Raw genomic sequence first — 26,981 nt, forward strand, 5'->3', positions numbered from 1 at the left:
GTCGGCGTGTCCGGCGCCCGACGCGGCTAGCATTGGGAACGACTCTCAGGAAGACGTGTCGGCAGCAGCGTCCCGACGGGCGCTCACGAAAGGACGGACGGCGTGGTGGTGGCCCAGCGGCACACGCGGCAACGTGCCGAGATCCTCGAGCTGCTCGACGACGTCGACGAGTTCCGCAGCGCCCAGCAGCTGCACGAGCTCCTGCGGGCGCGCGGTTCGGGCGTCGGGCTCGCGACCGTGTACCGCGCGGTCCAGTCGCTCTCCGAGAACGGCGACGTCGACGTGCTGCGCACCCCCGACGGCGAGTCGGTCTACCGCCGCTGCGCCCAGCGAAGCCATCACCACCACCTCGTGTGCCGCAGCTGCGGGCGCACGGTCGAGATCGACGCGGGTCAGGCCGAGGCGTGGGCCGCGCAGGTCGCGTCGGCGCACGGCTTCGACGACGTCGAGCACACGATCGAGCTGCTCGGGACCTGCGCGGCCTGCCGCGCGGCCGGCCAGGGCTGACGAGGCGCCGGCCCGCGCTCAGCCGTCGGCCGCCGGGACGGCTCGCTCGAGCAGCCAGTTCGACCAGCCGGTGAAGTCCGCTCGCCCGACCACCGCGAACCCCCGGGCCTCGTAGTAGGCGCGCAGCGCGGGGTTCGAGACGCGGCAGTCGAGCCGCACGAGGTCGACGCCCGCCGCCCTGGCCCGTCCCACCGCCCACGCGAGCAGCGCGCGCCCGACGCCGTGGCCGGTCAGCCGGCGGTCGACCATCAGCCCGTGGACGTAGAGCGCCACGGCCGGGTCGTCGCCCCAGAAGAACGGGTCGGTGTCGACGAGCCGGACGGTCGCCGCGAGACCAAGCGCGTCGCGGACCACCCACCACTCGCCGGCCGCGACCTGCTCGGCGATCCGCTCACGCGGCAGCGACCCGCGCGGCCACTGCTCGACGCGGCCGGCCATCCAGTCCTCGAGGGACCGCCGCAGCGCGTGGATGCCGTCGACGTCGTCCGACGTCGCGGGGACCGGCTCGACGCCCCCGGGCGCCGCGGCGAACGACTCCCTGTCGCGGCGCGTCTCGCGGGCCACCGCGGGGTCGGGCTCGCCAGTCGTCACGCGGCGAGGATAGGCGCGGACGTCACGGGTGGCGGTGCGCGCGTCGCGCGAGCACGTGCGGGAGCACCCACCAGAGCCCGACCATCACGGCCAGCGCCAGGCCGCCTGCGACCCACCCCGCGCCGCGCGACACCACGACGTCGAACAGCAGGCTGGCGACGCCCGCCAGCGCGAGCGCGAGCACCACCAGGCCCGCGCGCGCGAGCCAGCTGCCGGCGGACACCAGCTCGCTCTTGAGCCGCCGCCGGAACAGCGTGCGGTGCAGGCTCACGGGCGTGACGATCAGCGCGACCGCCAGGACGGCGAGCACCACGAGCGTGAGGTAGAGGCGCGTCTGGTACTGGTCGAGCGTCGCGAACCGCTGCTGGAACGGGATGGTCAGCAGGAAGCCGGTGAGCAGCTGGGCGCCCGTCTGCGTGACGCGGAGCTCCTGGAGCAGCTCGTCCCAGTTGCGGTCCATGCGCTCCGTGTAGGTCTCGTGCCGGCCGTCGCCGGGGTCCGCGTCCGTCTCGTCCGAAGCGCGCGCGCCCACGTCCTGCCCTCCCGGTGCCGGTGAGGGCGATCATCCCGCGGCGTGGCCCGGCTGGCTCGCCCAGCGCGAGAGACTGTGCCCGTGACGACACTCCACGACCCCGGGCACCGGGACTTCGCGTCCGACAACTACGCGGGCGCTCACCCCGAGGTGCTCGCCGCGATCGCCGCCGCCAACGGGGGGCACCAGACGTCGTACGGCGCCGACGCGTACACCGCGCGCCTCCAGGAGGTGGTGCGCGCCCACCTCGGCGAGGCGGCCGTCGCGTACCCCGTGCTCAACGGGACGGGCGCGAACGTGCTCGCGCTGCAGTCGATGCTTCCGCGCTGGGGCGCCGTGATCTGCGCCGAGCAGGCGCACATCCACACCGACGAGAACGGAGCGCCGGAGCGGGTCGGCGGTCTCAAGCTCCTCACGGTGCCGACGCCCGACGGCAAGCTCACGCCCGAGCTCGTGGCGCGTCAGGCGTGGGGCTTCGGCGACGAGCACCGCGCGCAGCCGGGCGTCGTCTCGATCACGCAGAGCACCGAGCTCGGCACCGTCTACACGCCGGACGAGATCCGCGCGCTCGCCGACCAGGCGCACGGCCTCGGCATGCGGCTGCACGTCGACGGCGCGCGGCTCGCGAACGCCGCCGCGAGCCTCAACCTCCCGCTCCGCGCGTTCACCACGGAGGCCGGCGTCGACGCGCTGTCGCTCGGCGGCACCAAGAATGGGCTGCTGTTCGGTGAGGCCGTCGTCGTGATCGACCCGGCGGCGGCGGACGGCCTGGTGTTCCAGCGCAAGGTCGTCATGCAGCTCGCCTCGAAGATGCGGTTCGTCTCCGCGCAGCTCATCGCGCTCTACGAGGGCGACCTCTGGCTCCGCTCGGCGGTGCACGCGAACGCGATGGCGGGACGCCTGGCCGCGGGCCTCGCGCACGTGCCGGGCGTCCGCATCACGCAGCGCGTCCAGGCCAACGGCGTCTTCGTGGTGCTGCCGCCGGGCGTCGCCGACCGCCTGCGCGAGCGCTGGCGGTTCTACGACTGGGACGTCGCGACGGGCGAGGTGCGCCTGATGTGCGCCTTCGACACGACCGAGCGCGACGTCGACGCGTTCGTCGCGGCCGCCGAGCGCGCCGTGCTCTGACCCCTCCCGGCAGGCGCCGCGCCCGGTGCGACGCCTCGGGACGCACGCAGGGCCCCGACCTCGACGGCCGGGGCCCTGCGTGTCAGGCGTCGGGCGTCAGCCCAGGGTGCACGCCGTGCCGTTGAGCGTGAAGCTCGACGGGTTGGTGTTCGTGCCGTTGTGCGAGCCGTTGAACCCGATGCTGGTCGAGGCCCCCGGAGCGAGGGACGCGTTCCAGTCGAGGTTCTTGGCCGTCACGTTCGCGCCGGACTGCGACCACGTCGCGCTCCAGCCCTGCGTGACCTGCTGGCCGCTCGGGAGGGCGAAGGCCAGCGTCCAGCCGCTGATCGCGGTCGTGCCGGTGTTGACGATGGAGATGTTCGCCGACAGACCGTTGTTCCAGCTGCTGACCTGGTAGGTGACCTTGCAGCTCGCGCCGCCGTTGGTCGAGCCCGACTTGGTGGTGGCCGAGACCGCGGACGAGGACGCGGACACGTTGCCCGCCACGTCCTTGGCCCGCACCGCGAACGAGTACGTGGTGCTGCCCGAGAGGCCGGTCACCGTGTAGCTCGTCGAGGTCGTCGTCGCGATCACGGTCGTGCCCTGGAGCACGTCGTAGCCCGCGACGCCCGAGCCGCCCGAGTTGTCGGTCGACGCCGACCACGACAGCGGGACGGAGCTCGACGTCGTCGTGCCGGCCGTCAGGCCCGAGGGGACCGACGGAGCGGTCGTGTCGGTCGTGCCGCCCGAGAGCGTCGTCGCCGAGACGGAGCTCGACGCGGACGAGACGTTGCCCGCGGCGTCGCGCGCCTTCACGGTGAACGAGTACGCCGTGGCGGCCGACAGGCCGGTCACCGTGGCGCTCGTCGTCGTCGAGCTCGCGACCTTGGTCGAGCCGCTGTAGACGTCGTAGCCCGCGACGCCCGTGTCGTCGGTCGACGCGGTCCACGAGAGCGCGACCGAGCTCGACGTGATCGTGCCGGCCTTGAGGTTCGTCGGGGCCGACGGGGCGGTCGTGTCGGACGGCGGCGGGTTGGTGCTGCCGCCGATCGCCGGGTAGGCGTTCGTCACGAGCTGCTGGAACTGCGCCGAGAACCACTGGCCCGAGAGCGGCGCGTTCGGCAGGGCGTTGGTCGTGTGGCCCTTCAGGGCGTCCGACGAGTACGTCGGGTCGCACATCCGGTCGAAGCCCTTGCCCTGGTCGTTCGCGATCGCGCTCGACGAGCCGTCCGACTCGCCTGGGGGCTTGACCCACACGAACGCGTCGAGGTGCGACGACGAGTAGCCGGACGGGGTGGCCTGCGGGCGCTCACCGATGCCGGCGCCGTTCGGGTTGCACCACTCGCCGCGGTGGGTGCGGCGGTCGACCCGCGAGGCGTCCACGTAGGTGTTCAGGTCGCTGCTCGTCGAGACGGCGGTCGGACGGTTCGGGCCGCCCCAGCCGTTGCGCGACGTGTCGACCAGCATGCCGATGCTCGACGGGAAGCCCGCCGAGACCAGCCGGCTGTACATGTCGGCCGTGAAGTGGGCCTCGTCGAGGTCCGGGTTCCACTCGTAGAAGTTCGCCGACTTGATCGGCTGGCCGCCGACCTGCTTGCTCGAGTCCTGCAGGAAGGGCTCGTTGAGCGGCGTCGTGTTGGCGGTGTCGGTGACGAAGCCGTCGACCGACGAGTACCCCGCGGTCGTCGACTGGGCGACCTGCGCCATGAGCTGCGCGGCCGGGCCCGAGTTGCTCTCCCACCCGAGCCAGCCCGAGTGCGCCAGGTCGAGGTAGTTGTAGACGTTCGGGATCGCGTGGAGCTTGTCGAGCGCGTACTTCACGCCGGCCTTGTAATACGGACCGGCAGCCGCACAGGCTGCCTCCGAGCTGTTGGTCGTGATGTTCGGCAGCGAGTCCGGCTCGATCGTGGCGACGATGCGGATGTTCGCGTACTTGGAGCTGCTGAACAGCGTGGCGATCGGGTCGATGTACTCGCTCTTGTAGCGGGCCAGGCCGGCGTCCGTCGCGGGCAGCTCGCCGTTCGACGCGAGGGCGTGGCAGTCACGACCGGGGAGGTCGTAGATGACGACGTTGAACACGATGGGCGTGCTGCCCTGCTGCTGCGCGAGCGCCTGGTCGAGGTGGTACTGCAGGCCGTTGCCGTCGGCGTTGCCGGCGATGGCGCTGATGCGGTCCATCCAGACCGAGGTCGGCTGGGTGTCGATCGAACGCATCTTCGCGGCGAGCGACGAGTCGGTCTGCTTGGCGGCCTCGGCGTCGACCTCGGCCTTCCACTGCGGGTTGTAGTACTGCGTCGCGCCGACGAACGGGTTGTCGACGTGCGTGGCCGCGGCGGCGCTGGTCGCGAGGGAGATGGGAACGGCCGCGACGATGGCCGTCGCGGTCGCCGCGGTCGCGACGACGCCGACGCGCCGCCTGACCGCGGTGTTGCGGAGTGTGGACACGTGGTCCTCCGGGTGTCGTTCGGCGCTCCCGGAGCGGGGGGTTCCGGCCGGGCGCGAGCCGCCGGACGGTCCACGGCGACTGGGGAGCCACCCGACCACCGGCCCGCGTCGCGGACGAGAGGATGAAGCGTTTAGGGCCGCCGTCCACCCCCGGGGACCGTTAGCGCGAGCGAGGTCCCGTGCTGCCGCGCACGGCCAGCGCACCGACCGCCACGCGGCGTCGTGCGCGGACGTCGCCGTCGATGACCGCGAGGACGGCCTCGCCCGTGGCGGTCCCGAGCTCGCGCTGAGCCGAGGGCAGAGCGGTGATCGACGGCGTCGCGAGCCGGCAGAGCGCCGAGTCCGCGCCCGAGACGATCGACAGGTCCCACGGCACGGACAGTCCGGTGCGCCGCGCGACGTCGAGCGCCGCGACCGCCATCTGGTCGTTGTCGTAGACGATGGCGGTCGGCCGGTGCGAGCTCGTCACGATGCGACGCGTCGCGGCAGCCGACTCCTCGGGAGAGCCCGACGTCGCCTCCTGCAGCAGCATGCCGCCCGACGCGGCGAGCGCCTGGTCGAGCGCGTCGACCCGGCTGCGGGTGCGCTGCAGGTCGCCCGGACCGGTCACGACGGCGACCTGACGGTGCCCGAGCTCGAGCAGGTAGCGCGCGATGCGGCCGGACGCGTCCGCCTCGTCGACCTCGACGGCCGCGAGCGTGTGCCCCGGGACCGTCGCGCCGACCAGCACGGCCGGCGCGCGGAGCCTGCGCAGCGCGTCGAGGCGCGGGTCCTCGAGCAGCAGGTCGGTGACGACCATGACGTCGAACCTGCGCTCGGCCCACCACTCGCCGTAGACGTGGGCGGCGGCATCCGCGCCGTCCACGAGCTGGAGCAGCAGCGCGAGGTCGCGCGTCGCGAGGACCTCCTGGAGCGCGGTGACGAACTCGATGACGCCGGTCGCCGAGGCGCTCGGCCCGACGATGCCGCGGTCGACGACCAGCCCGACCGCACGCGGTCCGGCGCGCAGGGAGCGCGCTGCCGCCGACGGCCGCCAGCCGAACTCGTCGGCCACGCGCAGCACGCGCTCGCGCGTCGCCGCCGAGACGCCCGGGCGTCCGTTCAGGGCGTACGAGACGACCGCGATCGAGACGCCGGCGGCCTTGGCCACGTCGGTGATGGTCGGCCGTCGGCTCGCAGGCGCCCCGGGTGGGGCGCCGGGCGTGGTGGGGGTCGGAGGCGACGGGCGCCGGGAGCCGTCCCGAGTGCGTCCGTCATGAGCAGAGTCATATGCGGGTGTGACCACGATCACCTAGTGTGTCGCCCGATGCGGGCGATCCGCACCATTCTCGACGACGTGGCCGAGAGGTGGACGTGATGGGAACGATCCGGCGGTTGCCGGTGGCCCCGACGGCACGACGGACCATCGGGGTGCTCTCGCCGGTGGTGGGCGGGTTCTACTTCGGCGCGCTGATCCAGGGCGTCGCGAGGGCCGCGCGCGCCGCCGGGCACCGTGTCGTCGCAGTTCAGACGTACCCCGCGGGCCTCGATCGCGAGCGGTACCCGGACGAGAGCGTGCTCGACGCGCCCGTCGCGCTGGGCGCCGTCGACGGGCTCGTGGTCGTCGGGCGCGCCGTCAGCCACGCCCGGGTGGCGGCGGCGCACGGCTGGGGCGTGCCCGTCGTCCTCGTCAGCGAGGAGCCGACCGCGCAGGACGACGTCGTCGTGCTCCCGGACAACCCGGGTGGCACCGCGGCCGCGGTCGACCACCTCGTGGCCCACGGTCACACGCGCATCGGCTTCGTCGGCAACCTGGCACAGCAGGACATGCGCGAGCGCTACACCGCGTACCGCGCGGCCCTGGCTGCGCACGGCCTCGTCGCCGAGGACGCCTGGCGGTACGACGCGTCGGACAACCACGAGCAGGGCGGGGCCGATGCGGCCGAGCGGCTGCTCGCGCTCGGCCGGCCGACCACGGCCGTCGTCGTCGCGACGGACCGCAACGCGATCGGCTTGCAGCGCGCGCTGCGTGCCGCGGGGCTGCAGCTGCCGCAGGACCAGGCCGTCATCGGGTTCGACCACGCCGAGTCCGGCGCGCGCGTCTCGCCGCGGCTGTCCACGGTGGACCCGCGGTTCGACCGCGTCGGCGAGATGGCGGTCTCGCTCCTGATCGCGCGCATGCGCGGCGACGCACCGGCGCCGGGGGAGTACCGCGCGCCGTCGAGCCTCGTGCTCCGCGAGTCGTGCGGCTGCGTGGTCGCGACGGCCGCGGTCGCCGCGGGCGACGACGCGCCGCCCGCGCGGCAGGTGCTGCGCGAGCTCGCGACGACGGCGTTCCTCGGGCCGCAGGGCCTTGCGCCGGTGCGGCGCACCGGGGTGGCGCCGCACGAGGCATGGTGGCGGGCACTCGTCGAGGCGCTGGAGACCGCGGTCGAGCGGGGCGCGTCCCCGTCACGGTCGGTGCTCGTGCGGCTCGCCGACCTGACGGCCGCCATGCAGCCGCAGCCCGAGGCGCTCGAGAACCTGCTCGCCGTGGTCCGCGCGCTCGAGTCGGAGCTGCTCGCGTCCCTGCCCGAGGGCGTGCACCCCGCACCGCTGCAGCGGGCGGTCACCGAGGTGCTCGTCGCGCTCACGCGCGGCTGCCAGCGCTCGACGCTCGTCCGCACCGGTCAGCTCGAGCGGATCATCGTCGACCAGTACGAGGTCGACATGGACCTGCTTCGCGGCGACTCGACGAGCCCGCGCGCGCTCGGCTGGCTGCCGCGCAGCGTGCGCGGCCACGCGTGCCTCGGCCTGTGGTCCGGGCCGGCGGGCGGTGACGGCGACCGGGAGCTCGAGATCGTCGGTGTCCACGACACGTCCGGCACGCTGTCGCGGCTCGTCGGCGTGCGGACGACGGCGAGCCAGTTCCCGCCCGCGGCGCTCGCCCGGGCCGGCACGGCGGGCGCGGGCGACATCACGTTCGTGGTGCCCGTGACGTTCGGCAGCTCGGACTGGGGCTTGCTCGCGATCGACGGCACGGCCGAGTCGCGCACCACGAGCGCGCGCGAGCGCTTCAACCACTGGGCGGCGCTGCTCGCGGTGGCGCTCGACCAGGAGCGGCTGCTCGGGTCGCTGCGCGAGCAGCGGCACGCGCTCGAGCAGGCTGCCGAGCGCGAGCGGGCGCTCGCCGACGCGGTGCGGGCGAGCGAGGAGCGGTACGCGCTCGCGTCGATGGCGGCGCAGGACGGCACGTGGGACTGGGACGTCTCGGCCGGAACCGTCTACTACTCGCCGCGGTGGAAGCAGACGCTCGGCTACGACGAGCCCGCCATCGGCAGCTCGCCCGCCGAGTGGCTCGACCGCGTCCACCCGTCGGACCGCGACGAGGTCTCCGCCGCGATCGCGTCGCAGCTCGCCGGGGCGCGCGCACCCCTCGAGCTCGAGCACCGCGTCCGCACCGCGGCCGGCGACTACCGCTGGATGCTGTGCCGGGCCGTGACCGTGCTCGACGACGCGGGTCAGCCCGCGCGGCTCGTCGGTGCGCTCGTCGACGTCACGGACCGCAAGGAGGCCGAGATCGCGCTGCAGCGCGACGCGCTGCGCGACCCCGAGACGGGGCTCGTCAACCGGGCGCTGCTGCTCGACCGCCTCGACGCCGCGGTGACGCGGACCCGCCGCACGGCCGACTACGACTGCGCTGTCGCGCTCGTGCGTGTCGTCGACGGCGCGACCGTGCCCACCCAGGGCCGCCCCGACGCCGAGACCGACGGCCGCCGCGACCTGCGACGCGAGCTGGTCCGGCGTCTGCGCCGGAGCCTGCGCGCCGGCGACACCGCGGCGCGCACCGCCGAGGACGAGTTCGTCGTTCTGCTCGACGACGTCGGCCCCGCCGGCGTGCCGCCGCGGTTCGTGCAGATGCTCGAGCAGCTGCGCGCCGACCTCGGTCCGGGCGTCGCCTACGGCGTGGTGCCGGGGCTACGGGGGAGTCGCGGGGCCGAGGACGTGCTCCGCGAGGCCGACATCCGGCTGCTCCGCGGCGCCGCGGACACGCGGGTCGACCGGCCCGGGACCGTCGTGCGCTGACGCGCGCGTCGCCGGGCGTCCGTCCTGGACGGCGCCCGCGACGCTTCGGCAGGTCGGGTCAGCCGCGCCGGCGCGGCCCGGCGCCCGCGCGCGCGGGCTGGCCGCGGTGCGGTGCGCGCTCGGGGCGGGAGGCGCCCTGGCCCGGGCGCGGCCCGGCGTCGACCCGGATGTGCAGCGGCCGGCCGGCGACGCGCGTGCGCGAGAGCCGGTCGAGAGCCTCGGGCGACAGCCCGCCGGGGATGTCGACGAGCGCGAAGCTGCCGAAGATGTCGATCCGGCCGACGTCCTTGCCGGTCAGGCCACCCTCGCCCGTGAGCGCGCCGACGAGCGCGCCCGGCTGCAGACCGTCGCGGTGACCGACGGCGACGCGCCAGCGGGGGGCGCCCCCGGCGATGTGCGTCTCGGCGCGGCGGCGCTCGCCCCGCTCGGGGCGCTCGCCGCGACCCGGGCGGTCGGCGGACAGGTGCACGCGCGCGAGCGCGTCGTCGAGGTCGTCGCCGTCGAGCCGCGGCTCGGGACCCTCGTCGCCGACGGCGAGGGCGAGCACCACGGCGAGGAGGTCAGCCACGTCGGTCTCCGGCTGCTCGGCGAGCATCGCGGCGACCGCGTGCCGGTAGACCTCGAGACGGCCCTTGGCGGCGCGCTCCTGCGAGCGCTCGAGCAGCGCCTTCACCCGGTGGGCCGAGACCTGCACGGGCGTGGGGATCTCGACCTGCTCGAGCTGCACGCGCGTGGTGCGCTCGATCTGCCGCAGGCGGTTCTGCTCGGACGGCGTCACGAACGTGAGGGCGGTGCCCTCGCGGCCGGCGCGGCCCGTGCGACCGATGCGGTGCACGTAGGTCTCGGGTTCGCGCGGGACGTCGAGGTTCACGACGAGGCCGATCCGCTCGACGTCGAGCCCGCGGGCGGCGACATCGGTCGCGACGAGCACGTCGAGCGCGCCGGAGCGCAGCCGGTCGACGATCTTCTCGCGGTCGGACTGCGCGACGTCACCCGAGATGTAGGCCGCAGAGACGCCGCGCTCGACGAGCGCCGAGCCGATCTCCTCGGCGGCGCCGCGCGTGCGGACGAACACGATGGCGGCGTCGGCCTCGGTCACCGCGAGGACGCGGGCCAGGGCACCCGCCTTGTGGCGGTGCGGGACGACGGCGTAGGTCTGGCGGACGGTCGTCACGGTCGACGACTGCCGCGCGACGGTGACCTCGACCGGGTTGGACAGGTGCTGCTCGGCGACGCGGCGGATCGGCGCGGGCATCGTCGCCGAGAAGAGCGCGACCTGGCGGCCGGACGGCGTGGCCTCGAGCACGCGGTCGACGTCCTCCGCGAAGCCCATCCGGAGCATCTCGTCGGCCTCGTCGAGCACGAGGAACTTCACCTGGTCGAGCACGAGGGTGCGGCGGTCGATGTGGTCGAGCACACGACCCGGCGTGCCGACGACGACCTGCGCGCCGCGTGCGAGGGCGCGCTGCTGGGGCAGGAACGGCGCGCCACCGTAGACGGCGACGACGCCGAGGCCCGGCAGGTGGGTGCCGAACGACGCGATGGCGTCGGCGACCTGCATGGCGAGCTCGCGCGTCGGCGTCAGCACGATCGCCTGGACGCCCGGCGTCCCGGGGTCGACGGCCGCGAGCAGCGGCAGGCCGAACGCCGCGGTCTTGCCGGTGCCGGTCTGGGCGACGCCGACCAGGTCGCGGCCGTGGAGCAGCGTCGGGATCGCCTGCTGCTGGATGGCCGACGGGGTGACGAAGCCGAGATCGGCGACGGCACGCTCGAGCGGCTCGGGCAGGCTCAGGTCGGAGAACGTGGAGTCGGGCATGGCTGTGCTCATGAAAAGGTGCGGACCGTTCCGTCGGAGGAGCCCTGAACCGACTCGACAGGACTGTCGTGCGGCGGTCGCAGCCCCGACACCCACAGCGGCAACCGGTCTCCCGGTGCCTCACCCTACGAACGCGGTGCACCGCACTCGGCGGCACACGACTCAGGGGACGCGACGAACTCCAGATTCGGGGGCAATCCTACCGGCGCGGACCCCGTCGACGGTGCCACCGATGCGGTGACGTCACGCACAGCCGGGCACGTCAGCCCAGCCCGAGCCGCGGACCCTCGATCGCCGGGCACCGGTCCATCACGACGTCGAGACCCGCGGCCAGCGCGCGCGCCGCGGCCTCCTCGTCCACGACCCCGAGCTGGAGCCAGACGGCCCGCGCGCCCCGGGCGATCGCCTCGTCGACCACGGCGCCGGCGAGCGAGCTGTTGACGAAGACGTCCACCACGTCGACCTCGGCCGGCACCTCCGCGAGCGTCGGGTAGCCGGTCTCGCCGTGCACGGTCTCGGCCTTCGGGTGCACGGGGACGATCTCGTGCCCGAGCCGCTGCACGTACGCGGCGACGCCGAACGCCGCCCGGTCGCGGTTGGTGGAGAGCCCGACGACAGCCCACCGGCCCGGCGTCGTGAGGATGCGGCGGATCGCCGCGGGGTCGTTGAGCTCGGCCATGCGGCCAGCCTCGCACGCCTCCTCGCGTCGTGCCCGGGGCGTGGGCGCGGCACGCATAGGATCGGCGCGGTCGTACGGGCACGTGACGCGGGGGAGCAGTGGGCGACGAGGAGACGGTGTCGGCGCGGGTGCTGACGGTGCCGAACCTCATCTCCCTGCTCCGGCTCCTGCTCGTGCCCGTGTTCGCGTGGCTCATCGCGACGCACCGCGACGGGTGGGCCGTCGCCGTCCTCGCCTTCTCCGGCGCCACGGACTGGCTCGACGGCGTGCTCGCGCGGCGACTCGGTCAGGTGTCGCGGCTCGGCCAGCTTCTCGACCCCGCGGCCGACCGGCTGTTCATCGTCGTCACGCTCATCGGCCTCGCGCTGCGCGGCGTCGTGCCGTGGTGGCTGCTCGCGGTGCTGCTGGCGCGTGAGGTCGTCCTCGGCGTCATGCTGCTGGTGCTCCGGCGCCACGGATGGGGCCCGCCGCCCGTGCACCTCGCCGGCAAGGCGGGCACGTTCATGCTGCTGTACGCCTTCCCGCTGCTGCTCCTGGCGGAGTGGGACTCGTGGGTGGGCGCGCTCGCGCGGGTCTTCGGCTGGGCATTCGCCCTGTGGGGCGTCGGGCTCTACTGGTTCGCGGGCGGGCTCTACCTCGCGCAGGCGCGCCGCCTGCTCCGGGAGCCCGCGTGACGGCGCGGCACGGGGGCTCGACGGTCCGCGTGGTCGACGCGTCGATGACGCTGCTCAACGAGGTCTACCGCCGCCCCCTCGACCCGGGGTACGCCGAGGCCGCCGCCCGGCGCCAGGCCGCGGGGGCCCCTGCACGCCGCGCACCGCGGGTCGTGGCGCTGCTGCTGGTCGCCGCGGTGCTCGGCCTCGCGATCGCCGCCGCCACCCTCGCGCTGCGCCAGCCGCCCACCGCGGCGCTGGCCGCGCGGCAGCTGCTCGAGAAGCAGATCCAGCAGCGCACCGACGACACCGCGCAGACGCAGGCGCACATCAACGCGCTCAGCAGCCAGATCCAGCAGCTGCAGCGCGACGCGCTCGGCACCAGCGCGACCGAGCTCGCGCGCAACGTGCAGGCGGAGTCCGTCGCGGCAGCGACCGTGCCGGTCGCGGGGCCCGGGCTGCGCGTCGTGCTCTCGGACGCGCCGACGTCCGACCCCGAGACGCAGGACCCCAACGACCGCGTCCAGGACATCGACCTGCAGGTGCTGGTCAACGGGCTGTGGGCCGCGGGTGCCGAGGCTGTCGCCGTCAACGGCCAGCGGCTCACCGCCACGTCCGCGATCCGCTCCGCCGGCGAGGCCGTGCTGGTCGACATGGTGGCGCTGTCCAGCCCGTACACCGTCGAGGCCATCGGGAACGCGGGCCGCCTGCAGGCGGACCTCGCGCGCACCGCCGCCGGCCAGCACCTCGCGACGCTCCGCGCGACGTACGGCATCGGCGTCGACACGTCGTCGCAGAAGCACCTCTCGCTGCCTGGCGGCGGCCAGGTGGTGCTCCAGTACGCGCAGCCCGTGAGCGGGACGCCCGCGCCGGCGCCGACCACCCCTCGGGGGAACGCGTCGGGCGCCGTGCGTGCGCCGGGCGGCCTCGATGTGGCAAGTTCTGCGGGACGCACGGGGAGGGGTGGCACGTGATCGCAGTCATCGGGCTGGTCGTCGGCGTGGTGGCCGGGCTCTGGCTCCAGCCGACCGTGCCGATCGAGCTGCAGCCGTACCTGCCGATCGCCGTCGTGGCCGCGCTCGACGCGCTGTTCGGCGGTCTGCGCGCCATGCTCGACGGGATCTTCGACGACCGCGTGTTCCTGACCTCGTTCCTGTCGAACGTCGTCGTGGCCGCCCTGATCGTCTTCCTCGGCGACCAGCTCGGGGTCGGCCAGCAGCTCTCGACAGCCGTGGTCGTCGTCCTCGGTATCCGCATCTTCTCCAACGCCGCGTCGATCCGGCGCCACCTCTTCAAGGCGTGACGTGACGGACGAGCCCACCTCCGACGCGCCGCTGCCGACCACCGCCGACCCGGTGAACGGTGCGGTGCACGATGCGGCGCCGCACCCGCTCGACGAGCCGCTGACGGCGCAGGTCTGGCACCCGGACGACGCCGCGCCCGCCGCCGACGAGACGGCGGACGACGCAGACGAGACGGCGCCCGACGCGGACCAGGCAGCGGACGACCAGGTCGGGGCGGACGAGACCCAGCCGGCATCGGTCGCCGACGGGGACGGCGCGCCCAGGACGGGCGCGGACGCCTCGGATGAGGCAGGTGCGGACGCACCGGGTGACATGCCCGCGACGGGTGGCGCCGAGCCGGGCACGGCACAGCAGCGGCCCGACGAGGGCGACGATGTCGCCGTCGGCGCTGCGTGGGACGGCGAGGAGGCCTCGGCCGCGTCCGAGGGGCCCGCCGGCACGTCAAGCGACCCCGCCCGAGGTGCCGACGGGACCGGGCATGGTGATTCCGACGCGGAGGCCGAGGAACGCGACGAGCCGGACGACCTTTCGCCCGTCCAGCCGGCGGAGGCCGCCACGGGAGCGGCGGCGGGCGCCGACGAGTCCGGGGTTGCGCACGAGCCACCGGACGCCGACGACGCAGGTGATCCGGACGAGCCGGCGCTCGCTGAGGCTGACGAGCCGGTCGACGTCGACGGGCCCAGCGACGTCGACGGGCCCAGCGACGCCGACGGGCCGGGCATCCTCGACGAGCCCAGCGATGCGGGCCCGCCCGTCCCGGCCGACGAGCCGGTCCCGGCGGCGTCCTCGGTCGGTGGGTGGACGGCCCTCGGCCAGGCCCTGCGCCCGCGCCTGACGACGGCGCAGCTGCTCGCCGGCGTCTTGTGCGCGGTCCTCGGCTTCGCGCTCGTCGTCCAGGTCCAGCATCACGGCGACACGAGCCTCGAGGGCATGCGCCAGGCGGACCTCGTGCGGATGCTCGACGAGACGACCGACCGCGGTGACGCGCTCGCGCGTCAGGAGTCCAACCTGACCTCGGAGCGCGACGAGCTGCTGAGCGGCTCCGACCGGCGGCAGGCCGCGCTCGACGCGCTGCGGCGCACCGCGACGACCCAGGGCATCCTCACGGGTCGGCTGCCGGCCGAAGGGCCGGGCGTCATCATCACGCTCACCGAGCCCGACGGTGCGATCAGGCCGCTGACCATGCTGGACGTGCTCGAGGAGCTGCGGAACGCGGGAGCGGAGGCGATCCAGCTCAACGGCCATCGCATCACCGCCAGCAGCGCGTTCACCGGCGTCGCCGGGGCGGTCGTCCTCGACGGCGCGACCCTCAAGGCGCCGTTCACGTGGATCGCGATCGGCGAGCCGGACGCGATCGCGCCCGCGCTCCAGATCCCGGGCGGTGCGATGGCGGCCGTGCGCACGGACGGCGGCGAGGGGTCGATCGCGCGTCAGAGCCACGTCGAGGTGAGCGCCGTCCGCGTGGTGCCGGACCCCGTGTACGCGACCCCGGTGCCCGTCGCGACGAGATGATCCCGGTTCGCCCGTTCTGCGTGCCAAGGCGCGCGACGGACATCGGCTCCGCGGCTGCGGAGGGTGCCCGGGTCCGCATAGGGTGTCGGTGATCAGCGCAGGACGACGCGTAGAGACGCGCGACGCAGGCCCCGGGAGGTGACATGAGCGACGCCGGAGCCCCTCAGGAGCCCGCGGTCCGTCCGGCTCACGGTCCCGACACGACCATGAGCTTCGGTGCGTTCGAGCCGGTCGAGGTCGAACCGCAGGCGTCGGTCGGTCTGTCGCCGGACGAGGTCGTGGCCGTGCAGGCGTTGCCCCCCACGTCGGCGCTGCTCGTCATGCAGCGCGGTCCGAGCGCCGGCGCACGGTTCCTGCTCGACGCCGACCGCACGATGGCCGGTCGCTCGACGGCGGCCGACATCTTCCTCGACGACGTGACCGTGTCGCGCAAGCATGCGGAGTTCGTGCGCGAGGGGCAGCACTTCGTGGTCCGCGACATCGGCTCGCTCAACGGCACGTACGTCAACCGCCAGCGCATCGAGCAGGCCGTGCTCCGCGCCGGGGACGAGGTGCAGATCGGCAAGTACCGGCTCACGTTCCACCCGAGCCCGCACCGTGCGCCCGGTGCCTGAGGAGTCGGCGGCTCGCGCGATCTCGGCGGCGGAGCAAGGCGGGAGCTGCCGGTGGTGAGCGTCCCCGCCCGGCGCCAGCAACCGGCCGCGCGTCCCGAGCCGGACACCGCGCCGCGGCACGGCGCGACCGAGCCGTGGCCACGCGGCATCTCGCGTACCGCCACGATGCGGATCTCGGACGTGCTTGCCGCCCTCCAGCTCGAGTTCCCGGCGGTGACGCCCTCGAAGCTGCGTTTCCTCGAGGAGCAGGGCCTCGTCGAACCGGTGCGCACACCCGCGGGCTACCGGCAGTACTCACCCGCCGACGTGGAGCGGCTGCGGTTCGTGCTGCGCCTGCAACGCGACGAGTACATGCCGCTGCGCGTGATCGCCGAGCAGCTCGCGGCCCTCGACGCGGGCGCGGACGACGACGAGCAGACCCCGCGGGCGCGCCTCGCGACGAAGGACGGCGTACGGCTGAACGCCGACGTGCGGTGGACGGCCGCGACCCTCGCCGCCGAGCTCGGGGTCGAACCCGCCTTCGTCGAGGACCTCGTCGCGGCCGGCGTCCTCCGGACGACCTCCGGCCATCTGGACCCGTGGTCGCGGGATGTCGTCGTGGCCGCCGCCGCGCTCGCCGAGCACGGCATCGACGCGCGCCACCTGCGCCAGTTCCGGACCGCCGCCGACCGCCAGGCGGACCTCGTCGACCAGCTCGTGGCGCCGTGGCGCGGCCAGCGCACCGCGTCGGCGCGCGCACGAGCGGGCACGGTCGCGGCCGAGGTCGGCGAGCTCTGCGCGCAGATGCACACGGCGCTCGTCCGCGCCGCGGTCGCCGAGCTCGCGCCGTAGCCGCGCGGGCCGCGCACACCCGCGCCGGAATCCGTCGCTCGTCGTAGCGTGGGGCGCGTGGACGAGGACCCGGAGCTCGTGCCGGTCGAGGTGGTCGGCGTGCGTCAGCACCTGGCCGACGACGAGATCGTCGTGCTGCTGCTCGACACCGAGTCGGAGCTGCTCGTCCCGATCCTGATCGGACCGGCCGAGGCCTCGGCGATCGCGGCCGCGCAGGCCGGTGTCGTGCCGCCGCGCCCGATGACCCACGACCTCCTGCGTGACGCGCTGATCGCCGCGGGCGTCCTGGTGGGCCACGTCGAGATCACGCGGCTCGAGGAGGGCGTGTTCCACGCGGCGCTCGTGCTCGACACCGGCGCGCGCGTGGACTCGAGAGCCTCCGACGCGATCGCCGTGGCGCTGCGGTTCGGGTGCCAGGTGCTGTGCTCCGCCGAGGTCGTCGCGGTCGCCGGGATCGAGGTCCGGACGGCGCCGGCGGAGGAGGACCTGGAGCGGTTCCGGAAGTTCCTGGACGAGGTGACGCCCGAGGACTTCGAGACCGGTGCCGAGCCGGGGGAGGACGAGGCCTGACGGCCAACCTTCGACTTCAGGTCGAAGGTGAGACACGCCGGAGGCGCGACACGCGGCGCGGCTCGTTGCGCCGCTCGGTCCCGCGGCCTAGCGTTGCCAGAGGCCGGGGGAGGCCACCGCGTGACGAGTGGAGGATCCGTGACCAGCAACGACAGCGCCGAGAACGTCGGCGCGATCCCGCAGCGGGCGCAGGGTCTCCTGTTCGACGACGACCTGCCTGACCTTGACGTCGCCACCGGCTACCGCGGCCCCACGGCGTGCCGCGCCGCCGGGATCACGTACCGGCAGCTCGACTACTGGGCGCGCACGGGGCTCGTCGAGCCATCGATCCGCCCCGCGACCGGTTCCGGCACGCAGCGCCTCTACAGCTTCCGCGACATCCTCGTGCTCAAGGTGGTCAAGCGGCTCCTCGACACGGGTGTGTCGCTCCAGCAGATCCGCACGGCGGTCGGCCACCTGCGCGAGCGTGGTGTCGACGACCTGGCTCAGATCACGCTGATGTCCGACGGTGCGTCGGTCTACGAGTGCACGTCCGCGGACGAGGTGATCGACCTGGTCCAGGGCGGCCAGGGCGTCTTCGGCATCGCGGTCGGCCGGGTTTGGCGGGAGGTCGAGGGCACGCTCGCCGAGCTCCCCACGGAACGCGCCGAGGACGAGGGCGTGGTCGGGCACTCCGCCACCGACGAGCTCGCGATGCGGCGGCAGGCCCGGTCGGCAGTCTGACCCCAGCCTCAGACGAAGGCCCCGACGCGTCGCTGCGTCGGGGCCTTCGTGCGTCTCGACGTGGAGGCTCAGCGACGCGGCGCGCGCCAGGCGCGCTCGAGCAGCGCCTCGAACGTCTGTGCGAGCTCGGCGGCAGCCTGGCCGGGCCAGGCGTGCACCGGCTGTGCTGCTCCCTGGGCCTGCTGCAGCGCGGCGCGCTCCGGGACGACGGGGGAGAGGACGAGCGGGCCGTAGAGGTTCTGGAGCTCCTCGAGCCGGAACGCCTGCTCGATCGAGCGCGCGCGCACGCGGTTCACGACGATGCCGAGCGGCTGCAACGCAGGGGAGGGGCCACGGCGGAGGTCGTCGATCGTCCGCATGGCGCGCCCGACCGCCATGACCGCGAACAGCCCGGGCTCGGTGACGACGACCGCACGGTCGCAGGCGACGAGGCCCGTGCGGGTCAGGCCGCCGAGCGACGGCGGGCAGTCGACGAGCACGAGGTCGTAGTCGGAGACCCACGAGAGCGCGTACCGGAGACGGTCGACGTCGGTGTCGTCGAGCCGGTCGTGCGAGGCGGAGCGCTCGGAACCCGCGAGCACGTCGAGGCCGGCGGCGGTCCAGCTGCTGGGCACCGTCGCGGCGGCGACCGTCGCCTGCGACGGGTCGTCGAGCACCGCCGAGACGTCCGGCGAGCCGGGCGAGACGCGCGCACCCAGCGCCATCGTCGCGTCACCCTGCGGGTCGAGGTCGATGACGAGGGTGCGGAGCCCTCGCTCCGACGCCGCCGAGGCGAGCCCCAGCGTCACCGACGTCTTGCCCACGCCACCCTTGAGACTGCACACCCCGAGCACCAGCACGCCGCACACCGTAGCGCCGCACCTGCCCACCTCCCGAACGCGCGACGGCCGCGTCTCCGGCAGGATGTCGGCATGACGTCACGAGTCACGCGCTTCGGTCACAGCTGCGTCCGGGTGGAACGGGGCGGCGATGTCCTCGTCATCGATCCGGGCGTCCTGTCGGACCTCGACGCGGCGCTGGATGGCGTGCGGGACGTGCTCGTGACGCACGAGCACGCGGACCACGTCGACGTCGCCCGGCTCGCGTCGTCGGACGTCGACATCACGGCACCGCAGCCCGTGCTCGACGCGCTCGCGGCAGCCGGTGCGCCTGCGGAACGGCTGCACCCCGTCGTCGACGGCGACCACCTCGACGTCCACGGCTTCGAGGTGCGCGTGCTGGGGGAGAAGCACGCCGTGGTGCACCCCGACCTGCCGGTCGCGACCAACGTCGGCTATCTCGTGGACGGCGTGCTGCACCCCGGCGACGCGTATGTCGACCCTCAGGGCCACGACGTCCGGCTGCTGCTGGTACCGATCGGCGGGCCGTGGCTGAAGATCTCGGAGGTCGTCGACTACGTCCGGCGCGTGTCGCCGCCGCGGACCGCGGCGATCCACGACGCCCACCTGAGCCCGGCCGGCGTGGCCCTGGTCAAGACCGTCCTCGACGGCCTCGCGAAGACCGACCTGGTCGTGCTCGCACCGGGTGAGGGCATCGACGTCTGACCGGCGAACGCCGGCCGCGCATCACGACGAGGGGGAGCACGACATGACTGAAGGCCCGTTCGACGACGTCCCCGAGATCGAGTTCGACGAGACGGTCCCGCCACGCCCGGAGGAGGAGGTCGCCGACGTCGCGCGCACGACGCCGGACCCTGCGGGCCACGGCGGCTGACGTCGCGCGCCGCCGAGCCCCGTCGGGCCTGCGCGCGGACTTTGAGATACTTGGGCCGTGCAGATCCGACGCGCCGCCGAAGACGACTGGAAGCTCCTCGCGGAGGTCCGGCTCCGGGCGCTGCGCGAGGACGGGTCCGCGTTCGGCTCGACGTTGACCCGCGAGGAGATGTTCACCGAGCGGCACTGGCGGATGCGGCTGCGTTCGTCGCTCACCTGGATCGCCGTCGACGACACCGGCGAGGGCCGGGGGATGGTCACGATGATCCTCGAGCCGGGCTCTCCGGTCGACGACAGGCACATCGTGGGTCTCTGGGTCGCGCCGGAGTCGCGGCGCTCGGGCGTCGGGTGGGCGCTGCTCGACGCGGTGCGGCACGCGGCGTCGGACGAGGGCGCGCGCACGGCGTCGCTCTGGGTCGTCGACGACAACCACGCGGCGATCGACCTGTACGTCCGCGCCGGCTACACGCGGACCGGTGAGCGTCAGGTGCTGCCGCGAGACCCGTCGCGGACCGAGGAGCGGTACGCGCTCGCGCTGGGCTGAGGGCTCGACCCGGTAGGCGCCGTGGGTGCGGGCCGGTAGTGGAGGGGCGCGGGGCGGTCTTCGCCTCTCGTTCTCGAGGATCTGACATAACGTCCATTATCGGCGCAACGCTCAAGCGGTCCGACGGGTCAGCAGACTCCCGGTCCGGAACCGTGACTGTCACCCCGCTGGGCACGTTCGTGCGGTCCGTCGCACTCATCCGTACGTGCAGTCGGCGCCCGTGAGCTGGTCACGCAGATGGTCGCCGCGGCGAGCGCCTGGGCCGTGTGCTCCCGCGGGTCTGCAGGCTGGGCGCGCAGATAGTTGCCGCGGCTAGCGGCACGATGGGCGCGTGAAGAAGTTCGTGCTCTTCGACCACGACGGCGTCCTCGTGGACACCGAGCTCTGGTACTTCCGAGCCGGCGAGCGCGCGCTGGCGGACGTCGGCTTCACGTTGGACGGCGAGCAGTACCTCCGGGACATGACCCAGGGCGCGGGCACGTGGGCGCAGGCGCGCGCGGCGGGCATCGACGAGGCGACCATCCGCAGGCAGCGGAAGGTCCGCGACGCCTACTACCAGGAGAGCCTCCGCACGGAGGACATCGAGATCGCCGGCGTGGTGGACGCGTTGACCCAGCTGTCGCCTCACGTGCGCATGGCCATCGTCACGACGTCGAAGCGCTCGGACTTCGAGCTGATCCACGAGAGGCGCCAGATCGTGCCGTTCATGGAGTTCGTGCTCTGCCGTGAGGACTACGAGCTCGCCAAGCCGCATCCCGAGCCGTACCTCACCGGTCTGGCCCGCTTCGGGGCGACGGCGGCCGAGACCGTGGTCGTCGAGGACTCGGCGCGTGGGCTGGCGTCCGCGATCGCGGCCAGCATCGACAGCGTCGTCGTGGACAACGCGTTCACGCGGTCGCACGACTTCTCGGGCGCGAGCTACCGGATCGCGCAGCTGAGCGAGCTGGTGTCGATCGTCCTCGACGCCCCGTGACCCGACGAAGGCACGGTCGAGCCGCACCACGGAGGCGGGACCGGGCCGCACCGGTCATCCCGTTGCTCGGCGCACCCGCGTGTGGCTCCCCGGGCGGATCGTCGTCGCGTCAGGCGCCGACGTAGGCCGCGAGGTGCCTACCCGTCAGCGTCGACCGGCCGGCGACGAGGTCGGCGGGCGTCCCCTCGAACACCACCGACCCGCCGTCATGGCCCGCACCAGGGCCGAGGTCGATGATCCAGTCGGCGTGAGCCATCACGGCTTGGTGGTGCTCGATGACGACCACCGACTTGCCCGCGTCGACCAGATGATCGAGCAGGCCCAACAGGTGGTCGACGTCCGCGAGGTGAAGCCCGGTGGTGGGCTCGTCGAGCACGAGGACGCCGCCCTTCTCCCCCAGCTGGAGGGCGAGCTTGAGCCGCTGCCGCTCTCCCCCGGACAGCGTCGTCAACGGTTGCCCGAGGCTCAGATATCCGAGCCCGACGTCTGCGAGCCGCTGCAGCACGGCGTGCGCCGCGGGGGTACGTGCCTCTCCCCCGCCGAAGAACGCCTCCGCCTCGACCACGGACATCGCGAGAACCTCGCTGATGTCGCGCCCACCGAGCTTGTAGTCGAGCACCGACGCGTCGAAGCGGCGGCCCTCGCAGACCTCGCAGACGGTTGCGACGCCGGCCATCATCGCCAGGTCCGTGTAGATGACGCCTGCGCCGTTGCAGTTCGGGCATGCGCCCTCGGAGTTGGGGCTGAACAGCGCGGGCTTCACGCCGTTGGCCTTGGCGAACGACTTGCGGACGGCGTCCGCCAGGCCCGTGTAGGTCGCGGGGCTCGACCGGCGTGACCCGCGGATAGGCGTCTGGTCGACGGTCACGACGCCCTCACGCGGCGACACCGAGCCGTGGATCAGCGAGCTCTTGCCCGAGCCGGCCACGCCCGTCACGACCACGAGGACACCCAGCGGCACGTCGACATCGACGCCGCGCAGGTTGTGCAGCGTCGCGCCGCGCACCTCGAGGACGCCCGTCGGCCGCCGGACGCCCGGCTTGAGGCGCGCACGGTCGTCGAGATGCCGTCCGGTCAGCGTCGCGCTCGCGCGGAGTCCGTCGAGGGTTCCCTGGTAGACCACCTCGCCGCCGGCGGACCCCGCACCAGGCCCAAGGTCGACGACGTGGTCCGCGATCGCGATCATCTCGGGCTTGTGCTCGACGACGAGCACGGTGTTGCCCTTGTCGCGCAGCTGCACGAGCAGCTCGTTCATGCGCTGGATGTCGTGGGGGTGCAGCCCGATCGAGGGCTCGTCGAACACGTACGTCACGTCGGTGAGCGCGGAACCGAGGTGGCGGATCATCTTGGTCCGCTGCGCCTCACCTCCCGAGAGCGTGCCCGACGACCGGTCGAGGGACAGGTACCCGAGGCCGATCTCCACGAACGAGTCGAGCGTGTCGCGCAGCGCCTCCACCAGCGGGGCGACCGTCGGCTCCTCGATGCCGCGGACCCACTGCGCGAGGTCGCTGATCTGCATGGCGCACGCGTCGGCGATGCTGACGCCGCCGATCGTCGACGAGCGCGCACCCTCGTTGAGACGTGTGCCGCCGCAGTCGGGGCAGGTCTGGAAGGTGATCGCGCGCTCGACGAAGGCGCGGACGTGCGGCTGCATCGCGTCGACGTCCTTCGAGAGCATCGACTTGCGGATCTTCGGGATCAGGCCCTCGTACGTGAGGTTGATGCCCTCGACCTTGATCTTGGTCGGCTCCTTGTGGAGCAGGTCGTCGAGCTCGCGCTTGCTGAACTGCGCGATCGGCTTGTCCATGTCGAAGCCGAAGCCGGCGAAGATCCGGCCGTACCAGCCGTCCATCGAGTACCCGGGGATCTTGAGCGCTCCCCCGGCCAGCGACTTCGTCTCGTCGTACAGCTCCGCGAGGTCGAAGTCCTGCACCGTGCCGCGGCCCTCGCACCGTGGGCACATGCCGCCGGTGATCGAGAAGCTCCGCCGCTCCTTGGTGACGCCCTCGCCGCGCTCGATCCGCACCGCGCCCGCGCCGCTGACCGACGCGACGTTGAACGAGAAGGCCTGTGGCGAGCCGAGGTACGGCTGACCGAGGCGGCTGAAGAGGATGCGCAGCATCGCGTTCGCGTCGGTCACGGTGCCGACCGTCGAGCGCGGGTCGGAACCGATGCGCTCCTGGTCGACGATGATCGCCGTCGTCAGCCCGTCCAGCACGTCCACGTCGGGCCGCGCGAGCGTCGGCATGAAGCCCTGGACGAAGGCGCTGTACGTCTCGTTGATCAGGCGCTGCGACTCGGCGGCGATCGTGCCGAACACCAGGGAGCTCTTGCCCGAGCCTGACACACCGGTGAACACCGTCAGCCTGCGCTTCGGCAGCTCGACGCTGACGTCCTTGAGGTTGTTCTCCCGCGCGCCGTGCACGCGGATCCGGTCGTGGCTGTCGGCGGCGTCGGCCGCGCGTGGGTCGGTGCGCTCCCCGGTGCTCGTCACGCGGTTCCTCTCAGCGGATCTCGTTGATGCGGACGAGGTTGCCCGACGGGTCACGGAACGCGCAGTCCCGCACGCCGTACGGCTGCTCGGTCGGCTCCTGGACGACCTCGGCGCCCGCGGCCTGGATCTTCTCGAACGTGGTGTCGAGGTCGGGTGTCGCCAGGATGACGCGCGCGAAGGTGCCCTTCGCCATCATCTCGACGACGGTGCGCCGCTCCTCCTCCGTGACCCCGGGATCGGCGTACGGGGGCTCGAGGACGATGTTGGTGCCCGGCTGGTCCGCCGAGCCGACCGTGACCCAGCGCATCGCGCCGTAGCCGACGTCGGCGCGGACCTCGAAGCCGAGCACGTCGCGGTAGAAGGCGACCGCGGTGTCCGGGTCGTCGTAGGGCAGGAACGTGGTGTACAGGGTGATGTCCATGCCCGTCACGCTAGGTCGGGTGCCGCGGCGCGCGCTTCTCGGATCCTGACCGGTCTGCCGACCTGCTTCACGACGCACGAGGGCGGCTCGACCTCGCGGCCGGCCGTCTTGGCGCGATAGACGCTCGGCGGCATCCCGACGAGCTCGGTGAAGCGTGTGCTGAAGGTGCCGAGCGACTGGCACCCGACGGCGAAGCAGACGTCGGTGACGCTCAGGTCGCCGCGCCGCAGCAGGGCCATGGCGCGCTCGATGCGGCGCGTCATCAGGTAGGCGTACGGCGACTCGCCGTACGCGAGGCGGAACTGACGGCTGAGGTGACCTGCGGACATGTGCACGCCGCGCGCCAGCGCCTCGACGTCGAGCGGCCGCGCGTACTCGCGGTCGATCCGGTCGCGCACCTGGCGGAGCCGGGCGAGGTCGCGCAGCCGTTGCTCGGAGGCGGCGTCGGAGGTCATGCCTCGGATCGTGCCACGCACCCCTGACACCGCGCATCGCACCGGGCTTCGCGACAGAGCTCCTGGGACCGAGCGCGCGCACGTCCGGCCCCGGGTCCGGCTCGGGGCTCGCGCCGGGTGGACGCCGGCGATCGCCGAGCCGCCCACAGCCCCGCCGAGCGCCCTCGCCTCCCCCGAACCCGCTGGTGTCCCGCGTTCAGACGCCGCGGCCCGCGAGTGTCGGTCCCGTGACGAGACGAACGAACGATGACGACCCCGCCGACCCCGCCGGCCCGGGCGACCGGCGCGAGCAGACCGAGTGGCCCGCCGGCGACCCGGAGGTCACGTGGACGCCCGACAAGACGGCGCTCCGCGGCGCCCCCCACGACGAGACCTGGTGGAGCGACGAGGACGACGCGTGGCCGGCGGACGACGGCGACGCGTGGCCGACGCCGCCGGCGGTCCGCCGCGGTGCAGCGCTCGCCGACGGCGGTGAGCCGTTCGACCTCGGCGCGCTCGACGAGGGCGTCCTCGACCTCTCGGGCCCCGACGACGACCTGCCGGACAGCCCGTCCCAGCCGCTGACGACGCCCGCGGCGACCCTGGAGTGCCTCCTCGCGCTCGTCGGCCCGGAACGGCACGGGCCACCCGCGATCTGGTTGCTGCCCGTGGACGCCGAGCGCCATGCGCTGCCCTTCGTGCTCCCCGTCGCAGAGGTCACCGAGCGCGCGGACGGACGCGTGGCTGCGCGGCTCGTCGGGGCCGTCGCATCCGTCCTGGAGGCGGCGGTCGCGGGCGGCGGCGCGATCGTCGCAGGTCTCGTGCGCTCTGCGGGCGGCGACCGCGGACCGTTCGAGACGTCCTGGGCCTGCGCGCTGCGCGACGCCGCGGACGAGCGGGGCGTGGACGTGCACGCCGTCGTCGCGATCGGAGCGAGCCGCGCGCGCGTCCTCGAGTGGTGACGCTCGAGCTCGGGGCGTCAGTGGCGCGGGGCGGGGGCCGCCTCGTCGATCGCCGCGAGCTGCTCGATCGTGGGCTCCCACAGCACCGACGCGACGTTCGCCCGGAGCTGCTCCGGCGTGCGCGCACCCGCGATCACCGACGCGACGGCCGGCTGCGCGGCGAGGCCGCCGAGGGCGAGCGTCGGCAGGTCGACGTCCCACGACCGCGCGAGCGCCTCGAGCGCCTCGATCCGGTCGAAGTCGGCTCCGGCGAGCCGTCCCGGCATGCGCGTCAGCCGGGTGCCCTCCGGCGCCCCCTCACCCCGCCGGTACTTGCCGGTCAGCAGCCCGGACGCGAGCGGGACGTACGGCAGGATGCCGACGCCGACGCTCTCCGCGGCGGGGACGAGCTCGAGCTCGGCCGACCGGTCGAGGAGGTTGTACCGGTTCTGCGCCGAGACGAACCTCGCGAGGCCCTCGGAGCGCGCGGTCCAGTCCGCGTCCACGACCTGCCAGCCGGTCAGGTTCGACGAACCGACGTACCGGACCTTCCCCTCCGCGACCAGCTCGTCGAGCACGGCGAGCGTCTCCTCGATCGGCGTCAGCGGGTCCGGCGTGTGCAGCTGGTACAGGTCGACGTGGTCGGTGCCGAGCCGCCGCAGCGACGACTCGATGGCCCGGCGCACGTAGCGGCGCGAGCCGCGCGCGCCCCAGTCCTCGCCGTTGAGGCCGCGCACGTCGTGGCCGAACTTCGTCGCGATCACGACGTCGTCCCGGCGACCGCGCAGCGCCGCGCCGAGCAGCGTCTCGCTCTGCCCGGGCTCGCCGCCGTAGACGTCGGCAGTGTCGAAGAACGTGACGCCGGCGTCGAGCGCGGCGTCCACGAGCGCGGGAACGCCGTCGGGCGGCAGCGTGGCGCCGAAGGTGTTCGTGCCGAGGCCGGCGACCGAGACGGTCAGCCCGCTGTCGCCGAGACGCTGGAACCGCATCGTGGAATCATCGGAGGACGTGGTCACGCCGGCACCCTAAGCCTCTCCCCCGTGACCCGCCTGCGTTCACCAGACCTTCACGCGGAGCAGGAACACTGGACGGTTGTCCACCGTTGCGTCTGATGGACAGACACCACTCGACTGCCGCGACCCGGCACGGAGGTTCCCCCATGGCAAACCGGTCTCTGCGTGGCATGCGTATCGGCGCCAACAGCATGGAGACCGAGGAGGGCGTCGAGTTCGCCCCCCGGCTCCAGGCGCACTACGACTGCCCGAACGGCCACACGATCATCCTCCCGTTCTCGGTCGAGGCCGACGTGCCCGTCGTCTGGGAGTGCCGGTGCGGCGCTGAGGCGCTGCTGCGCGACGCCTCGAAGCCCGAGGCGAAGGCCGGCAAGCCGCCGCGCACGCACTGGGACATGCTGCTCGAGCGCCGCACGATCGGCGAGCTCGAGGAGCTGCTGGACGAGCGCCTCGACCTGCTGCGCGCCGGCAAGCTCCGCCGGAGCGCCTGACCGGCACGGTCGGTCGGCTCCTCGGAGACG

General features: G+C 73.7%; 28 protein-coding genes. 17 read left to right on the forward strand and 11 right to left on the reverse strand.

Annotated elements, in window-relative coordinates:
* Positions 1-102 precede the first annotated feature (102 nt).
* On the forward strand, positions 103-507 hold the full coding sequence (locus QRT04_RS00130) for a Fur family transcriptional regulator (protein WP_289452853.1): 405 nt from the start codon (positions 103-105) through the stop codon (positions 505-507).
* Positions 508-525: 18 nt separating this feature from the next.
* Here the strand turns inward: QRT04_RS00130 and QRT04_RS00135 are convergent, their stop codons facing one another.
* A complete protein-coding gene (locus QRT04_RS00135; protein WP_289452854.1) occupies positions 526-1,098 on the reverse strand; it encodes a GNAT family N-acetyltransferase in 573 nt (190 codons plus the stop codon).
* A 22-nt stretch (positions 1,099-1,120) separates the two neighbouring features.
* Complete coding sequence (locus QRT04_RS00140; RefSeq protein WP_289452855.1) at positions 1,121-1,630, reverse strand: DUF6328 family protein; 510 nt, start codon at positions 1,628-1,630, stop codon at positions 1,121-1,123.
* Positions 1,631-1,711: 81 nt separating this feature from the next.
* Here QRT04_RS00140 and QRT04_RS00145 point away from each other — a divergent pair, with 81 nt between their 5' ends.
* Positions 1,712-2,758, forward strand: coding sequence for a threonine aldolase family protein (locus tag QRT04_RS00145; RefSeq protein ID WP_289452856.1), 1,047 nt, complete (start codon positions 1,712-1,714; stop codon positions 2,756-2,758).
* Between the two features lie 96 nt (positions 2,759-2,854).
* Here the strand turns inward: QRT04_RS00145 and QRT04_RS00150 are convergent, their stop codons facing one another.
* Together QRT04_RS00150 and QRT04_RS00155 are read right to left on the reverse strand one after the other, a co-directional pair.
* Complete coding sequence (locus QRT04_RS00150) at positions 2,855-5,182, reverse strand: glycoside hydrolase family 6 protein (RefSeq protein ID WP_289452857.1); 2,328 nt, start codon at positions 5,180-5,182, stop codon at positions 2,855-2,857.
* A gap of 160 nt (positions 5,183-5,342) precedes the next feature.
* Positions 5,343-6,332 (reverse strand): LacI family DNA-binding transcriptional regulator, encoded by a 990-nt coding sequence (locus tag QRT04_RS00155; protein ID WP_289452858.1) that lies wholly within the window; start codon positions 6,330-6,332, stop codon positions 5,343-5,345.
* Positions 6,333-6,538: 206 nt separating this feature from the next.
* Here QRT04_RS00155 and QRT04_RS00160 point away from each other — a divergent pair, with 206 nt between their 5' ends.
* Positions 6,539-9,226: a substrate-binding domain-containing protein gene (locus tag QRT04_RS00160; protein ID WP_289452859.1), complete on the forward strand. Its 2,688-nt coding sequence runs from the start codon at positions 6,539-6,541 to the stop codon at positions 9,224-9,226.
* Between the two features lie 58 nt (positions 9,227-9,284).
* Here the strand turns inward: QRT04_RS00160 and QRT04_RS00165 are convergent, their stop codons facing one another.
* Complete coding sequence (locus tag QRT04_RS00165) at positions 9,285-11,054, reverse strand: DEAD/DEAH box helicase (RefSeq protein WP_289452860.1); 1,770 nt, start codon at positions 11,052-11,054, stop codon at positions 9,285-9,287.
* Positions 11,055-11,304: 250 nt separating this feature from the next.
* The gene (locus QRT04_RS00170; RefSeq protein WP_289452861.1) at positions 11,305-11,721 is read right to left on the reverse strand and encodes a CoA-binding protein; all 417 of its coding nucleotides are present in this window, start codon (positions 11,719-11,721) and stop codon (positions 11,305-11,307) included.
* A 98-nt stretch (positions 11,722-11,819) separates the two neighbouring features.
* Between QRT04_RS00170 and QRT04_RS00175 the strand changes: the two genes are divergently transcribed.
* From QRT04_RS00175 to QRT04_RS00210, 8 genes are all read left to right on the forward strand, one after another.
* A complete protein-coding gene (locus QRT04_RS00175; protein ID WP_289452862.1) occupies positions 11,820-12,395 on the forward strand; it encodes a CDP-alcohol phosphatidyltransferase family protein in 576 nt (191 codons plus the stop codon).
* Positions 12,392-13,348, forward strand: coding sequence for a DUF881 domain-containing protein (locus QRT04_RS00180; protein WP_289452863.1), 957 nt, complete (start codon positions 12,392-12,394; stop codon positions 13,346-13,348). Before QRT04_RS00175 ends, QRT04_RS00180 begins: the two co-directional genes overlap by 4 nt.
* Entirely contained in the window at positions 13,345-13,677 is a 333-nt protein-coding gene (locus QRT04_RS00185; protein ID WP_289452864.1) for a small basic family protein, read from the forward strand. The genes QRT04_RS00180 and QRT04_RS00185 overlap by 4 nt, the downstream gene beginning before the upstream one ends.
* A 1-nt stretch (position 13,678) precedes the next feature.
* A complete protein-coding gene (locus QRT04_RS00190) occupies positions 13,679-15,190 on the forward strand; it encodes a DUF881 domain-containing protein (protein ID WP_289452865.1) in 1,512 nt (503 codons plus the stop codon).
* Between the two features lie 143 nt (positions 15,191-15,333).
* On the forward strand, positions 15,334-15,804 hold the full coding sequence (locus QRT04_RS00195; RefSeq protein WP_289452866.1) for an FHA domain-containing protein: 471 nt from the start codon (positions 15,334-15,336) through the stop codon (positions 15,802-15,804).
* A gap of 54 nt (positions 15,805-15,858) precedes the next feature.
* Positions 15,859-16,635 (forward strand): transcriptional regulator FtsR, encoded by a 777-nt coding sequence (gene ftsR, locus QRT04_RS00200; protein ID WP_289452867.1) that lies wholly within the window; start codon positions 15,859-15,861, stop codon positions 16,633-16,635.
* Between the two features lie 57 nt (positions 16,636-16,692).
* Positions 16,693-17,205 carry a bifunctional nuclease family protein gene (locus QRT04_RS00205; RefSeq protein ID WP_289452868.1) on the forward strand — a complete coding sequence of 171 codons (513 nt, stop codon included), beginning with the start codon at positions 16,693-16,695 and terminating at the stop codon, positions 17,203-17,205.
* Between the two features lie 138 nt (positions 17,206-17,343).
* Positions 17,344-17,928 carry a MerR family transcriptional regulator gene (locus QRT04_RS00210; RefSeq protein ID WP_289452869.1) on the forward strand — a complete coding sequence of 195 codons (585 nt, stop codon included), beginning with the start codon at positions 17,344-17,346 and terminating at the stop codon, positions 17,926-17,928.
* Between the two features lie 68 nt (positions 17,929-17,996).
* Here the strand turns inward: QRT04_RS00210 and QRT04_RS00215 are convergent, their stop codons facing one another.
* A complete protein-coding gene (locus QRT04_RS00215) occupies positions 17,997-18,767 on the reverse strand; it encodes a ParA family protein (protein ID WP_289452870.1) in 771 nt (256 codons plus the stop codon).
* 72 nt (positions 18,768-18,839) lie between these two features.
* On the opposite strand from QRT04_RS00215, the gene QRT04_RS00220 reads away from it, so the two are divergent.
* The 4 genes from QRT04_RS00220 to QRT04_RS00235 all read left to right on the forward strand — a co-directional run bounded on the left by QRT04_RS00220 (position 18,840) and on the right by QRT04_RS00235 (position 21,157).
* On the forward strand, positions 18,840-19,472 hold the full coding sequence (locus QRT04_RS00220; RefSeq protein ID WP_289452871.1) for an MBL fold metallo-hydrolase: 633 nt from the start codon (positions 18,840-18,842) through the stop codon (positions 19,470-19,472).
* 43 nt (positions 19,473-19,515) lie between these two features.
* Positions 19,516-19,641, forward strand: a complete 126-nt coding sequence (locus tag QRT04_RS00225; protein WP_289452872.1) for a hypothetical protein — start codon at positions 19,516-19,518, stop codon at positions 19,639-19,641.
* Positions 19,642-19,698: 57 nt separating this feature from the next.
* On the forward strand, positions 19,699-20,184 hold the full coding sequence (locus tag QRT04_RS00230; protein ID WP_289452873.1) for a GNAT family N-acetyltransferase: 486 nt from the start codon (positions 19,699-19,701) through the stop codon (positions 20,182-20,184).
* Between the two features lie 331 nt (positions 20,185-20,515).
* A complete protein-coding gene (locus QRT04_RS00235; RefSeq protein WP_289452874.1) occupies positions 20,516-21,157 on the forward strand; it encodes an HAD family hydrolase in 642 nt (213 codons plus the stop codon).
* 109 nt (positions 21,158-21,266) lie between these two features.
* On the opposite strand, the gene QRT04_RS00240 is transcribed toward QRT04_RS00235, so the two are convergent.
* From QRT04_RS00240 to QRT04_RS00250, 3 genes are read right to left on the reverse strand one after another with little or no spacing between them, the layout of a single operon-like run.
* Positions 21,267-23,651, reverse strand: coding sequence for an excinuclease ABC subunit UvrA (locus QRT04_RS00240; RefSeq protein WP_289452875.1), 2,385 nt, complete (start codon positions 23,649-23,651; stop codon positions 21,267-21,269).
* Positions 23,652-23,661: 10 nt separating this feature from the next.
* On the reverse strand, positions 23,662-24,072 hold the full coding sequence (locus QRT04_RS00245; RefSeq protein WP_289452876.1) for a VOC family protein: 411 nt from the start codon (positions 24,070-24,072) through the stop codon (positions 23,662-23,664).
* Positions 24,073-24,077: 5 nt separating this feature from the next.
* Positions 24,078-24,527, reverse strand: coding sequence for a helix-turn-helix transcriptional regulator (locus QRT04_RS00250; RefSeq protein ID WP_289452877.1), 450 nt, complete (start codon positions 24,525-24,527; stop codon positions 24,078-24,080).
* 227 nt (positions 24,528-24,754) lie between these two features.
* Here QRT04_RS00250 and QRT04_RS00255 point away from each other — a divergent pair, with 227 nt between their 5' ends.
* Positions 24,755-25,468 carry a hypothetical protein gene (locus QRT04_RS00255; protein WP_289452878.1) on the forward strand — a complete coding sequence of 238 codons (714 nt, stop codon included), beginning with the start codon at positions 24,755-24,757 and terminating at the stop codon, positions 25,466-25,468.
* 17 nt (positions 25,469-25,485) lie between these two features.
* Here QRT04_RS00255 and QRT04_RS00260 read toward each other — a convergent pair whose 3' ends face one another.
* Positions 25,486-26,436, reverse strand: a complete 951-nt coding sequence (locus QRT04_RS00260) for an aldo/keto reductase (RefSeq protein WP_289455665.1) — start codon at positions 26,434-26,436, stop codon at positions 25,486-25,488.
* A 170-nt stretch (positions 26,437-26,606) separates the two neighbouring features.
* Between QRT04_RS00260 and QRT04_RS00265 the strand changes: the two genes are divergently transcribed.
* Positions 26,607-26,951, forward strand: a complete 345-nt coding sequence (locus QRT04_RS00265; RefSeq protein WP_289452879.1) for an RNA polymerase-binding protein RbpA — start codon at positions 26,607-26,609, stop codon at positions 26,949-26,951.
* Positions 26,952-26,981 lie beyond the last annotated feature (30 nt).

It is taken from the genome of Cellulomonas alba, from assembly GCF_030362835.1.
GTDB classification, from domain to species: domain Bacteria; phylum Actinomycetota; class Actinomycetes; order Actinomycetales; family Cellulomonadaceae; genus Cellulomonas; species Cellulomonas alba.

Bases quoted from the DNA above. Each gene is read 5' to 3' on its own strand.
- QRT04_RS00245 (WP_289452876.1), bottom strand. From the start codon at position 24,072: ATGGACATCACCCTGTACACCACGTTCCTGCCCTACGACGACCCGGAC.
- QRT04_RS00170 (WP_289452861.1), bottom strand. From the start codon at position 11,721: ATGGCCGAGCTCAACGACCCCGCGGCGATCCGCCGCATCCTCACGACG.
- QRT04_RS00250 (WP_289452877.1), bottom strand. From the start codon at position 24,527: ATGACCTCCGACGCCGCCTCCGAGCAACGGCTGCGCGACCTCGCCCGG.
- QRT04_RS00165 (WP_289452860.1), bottom strand. From the start codon at position 11,054: ATGAGCACAGCCATGCCCGACTCCACGTTCTCCGACCTGAGCCTGCCC.
- QRT04_RS00225 (WP_289452872.1), top strand. From the start codon at position 19,516: ATGACTGAAGGCCCGTTCGACGACGTCCCCGAGATCGAGTTCGACGAG.
- QRT04_RS00195 (WP_289452866.1), top strand. From the start codon at position 15,334: ATGAGCGACGCCGGAGCCCCTCAGGAGCCCGCGGTCCGTCCGGCTCAC.
- QRT04_RS00260 (WP_289455665.1), bottom strand. From the start codon at position 26,436: ATGCGGTTCCAGCGTCTCGGCGACAGCGGGCTGACCGTCTCGGTCGCC.
- QRT04_RS00220 (WP_289452871.1), top strand. From the start codon at position 18,840: ATGACGTCACGAGTCACGCGCTTCGGTCACAGCTGCGTCCGGGTGGAA.
- QRT04_RS00265 (WP_289452879.1), top strand. From the start codon at position 26,607: ATGGCAAACCGGTCTCTGCGTGGCATGCGTATCGGCGCCAACAGCATG.
- QRT04_RS00160 (WP_289452859.1), top strand. From the start codon at position 6,539: ATGGGAACGATCCGGCGGTTGCCGGTGGCCCCGACGGCACGACGGACC.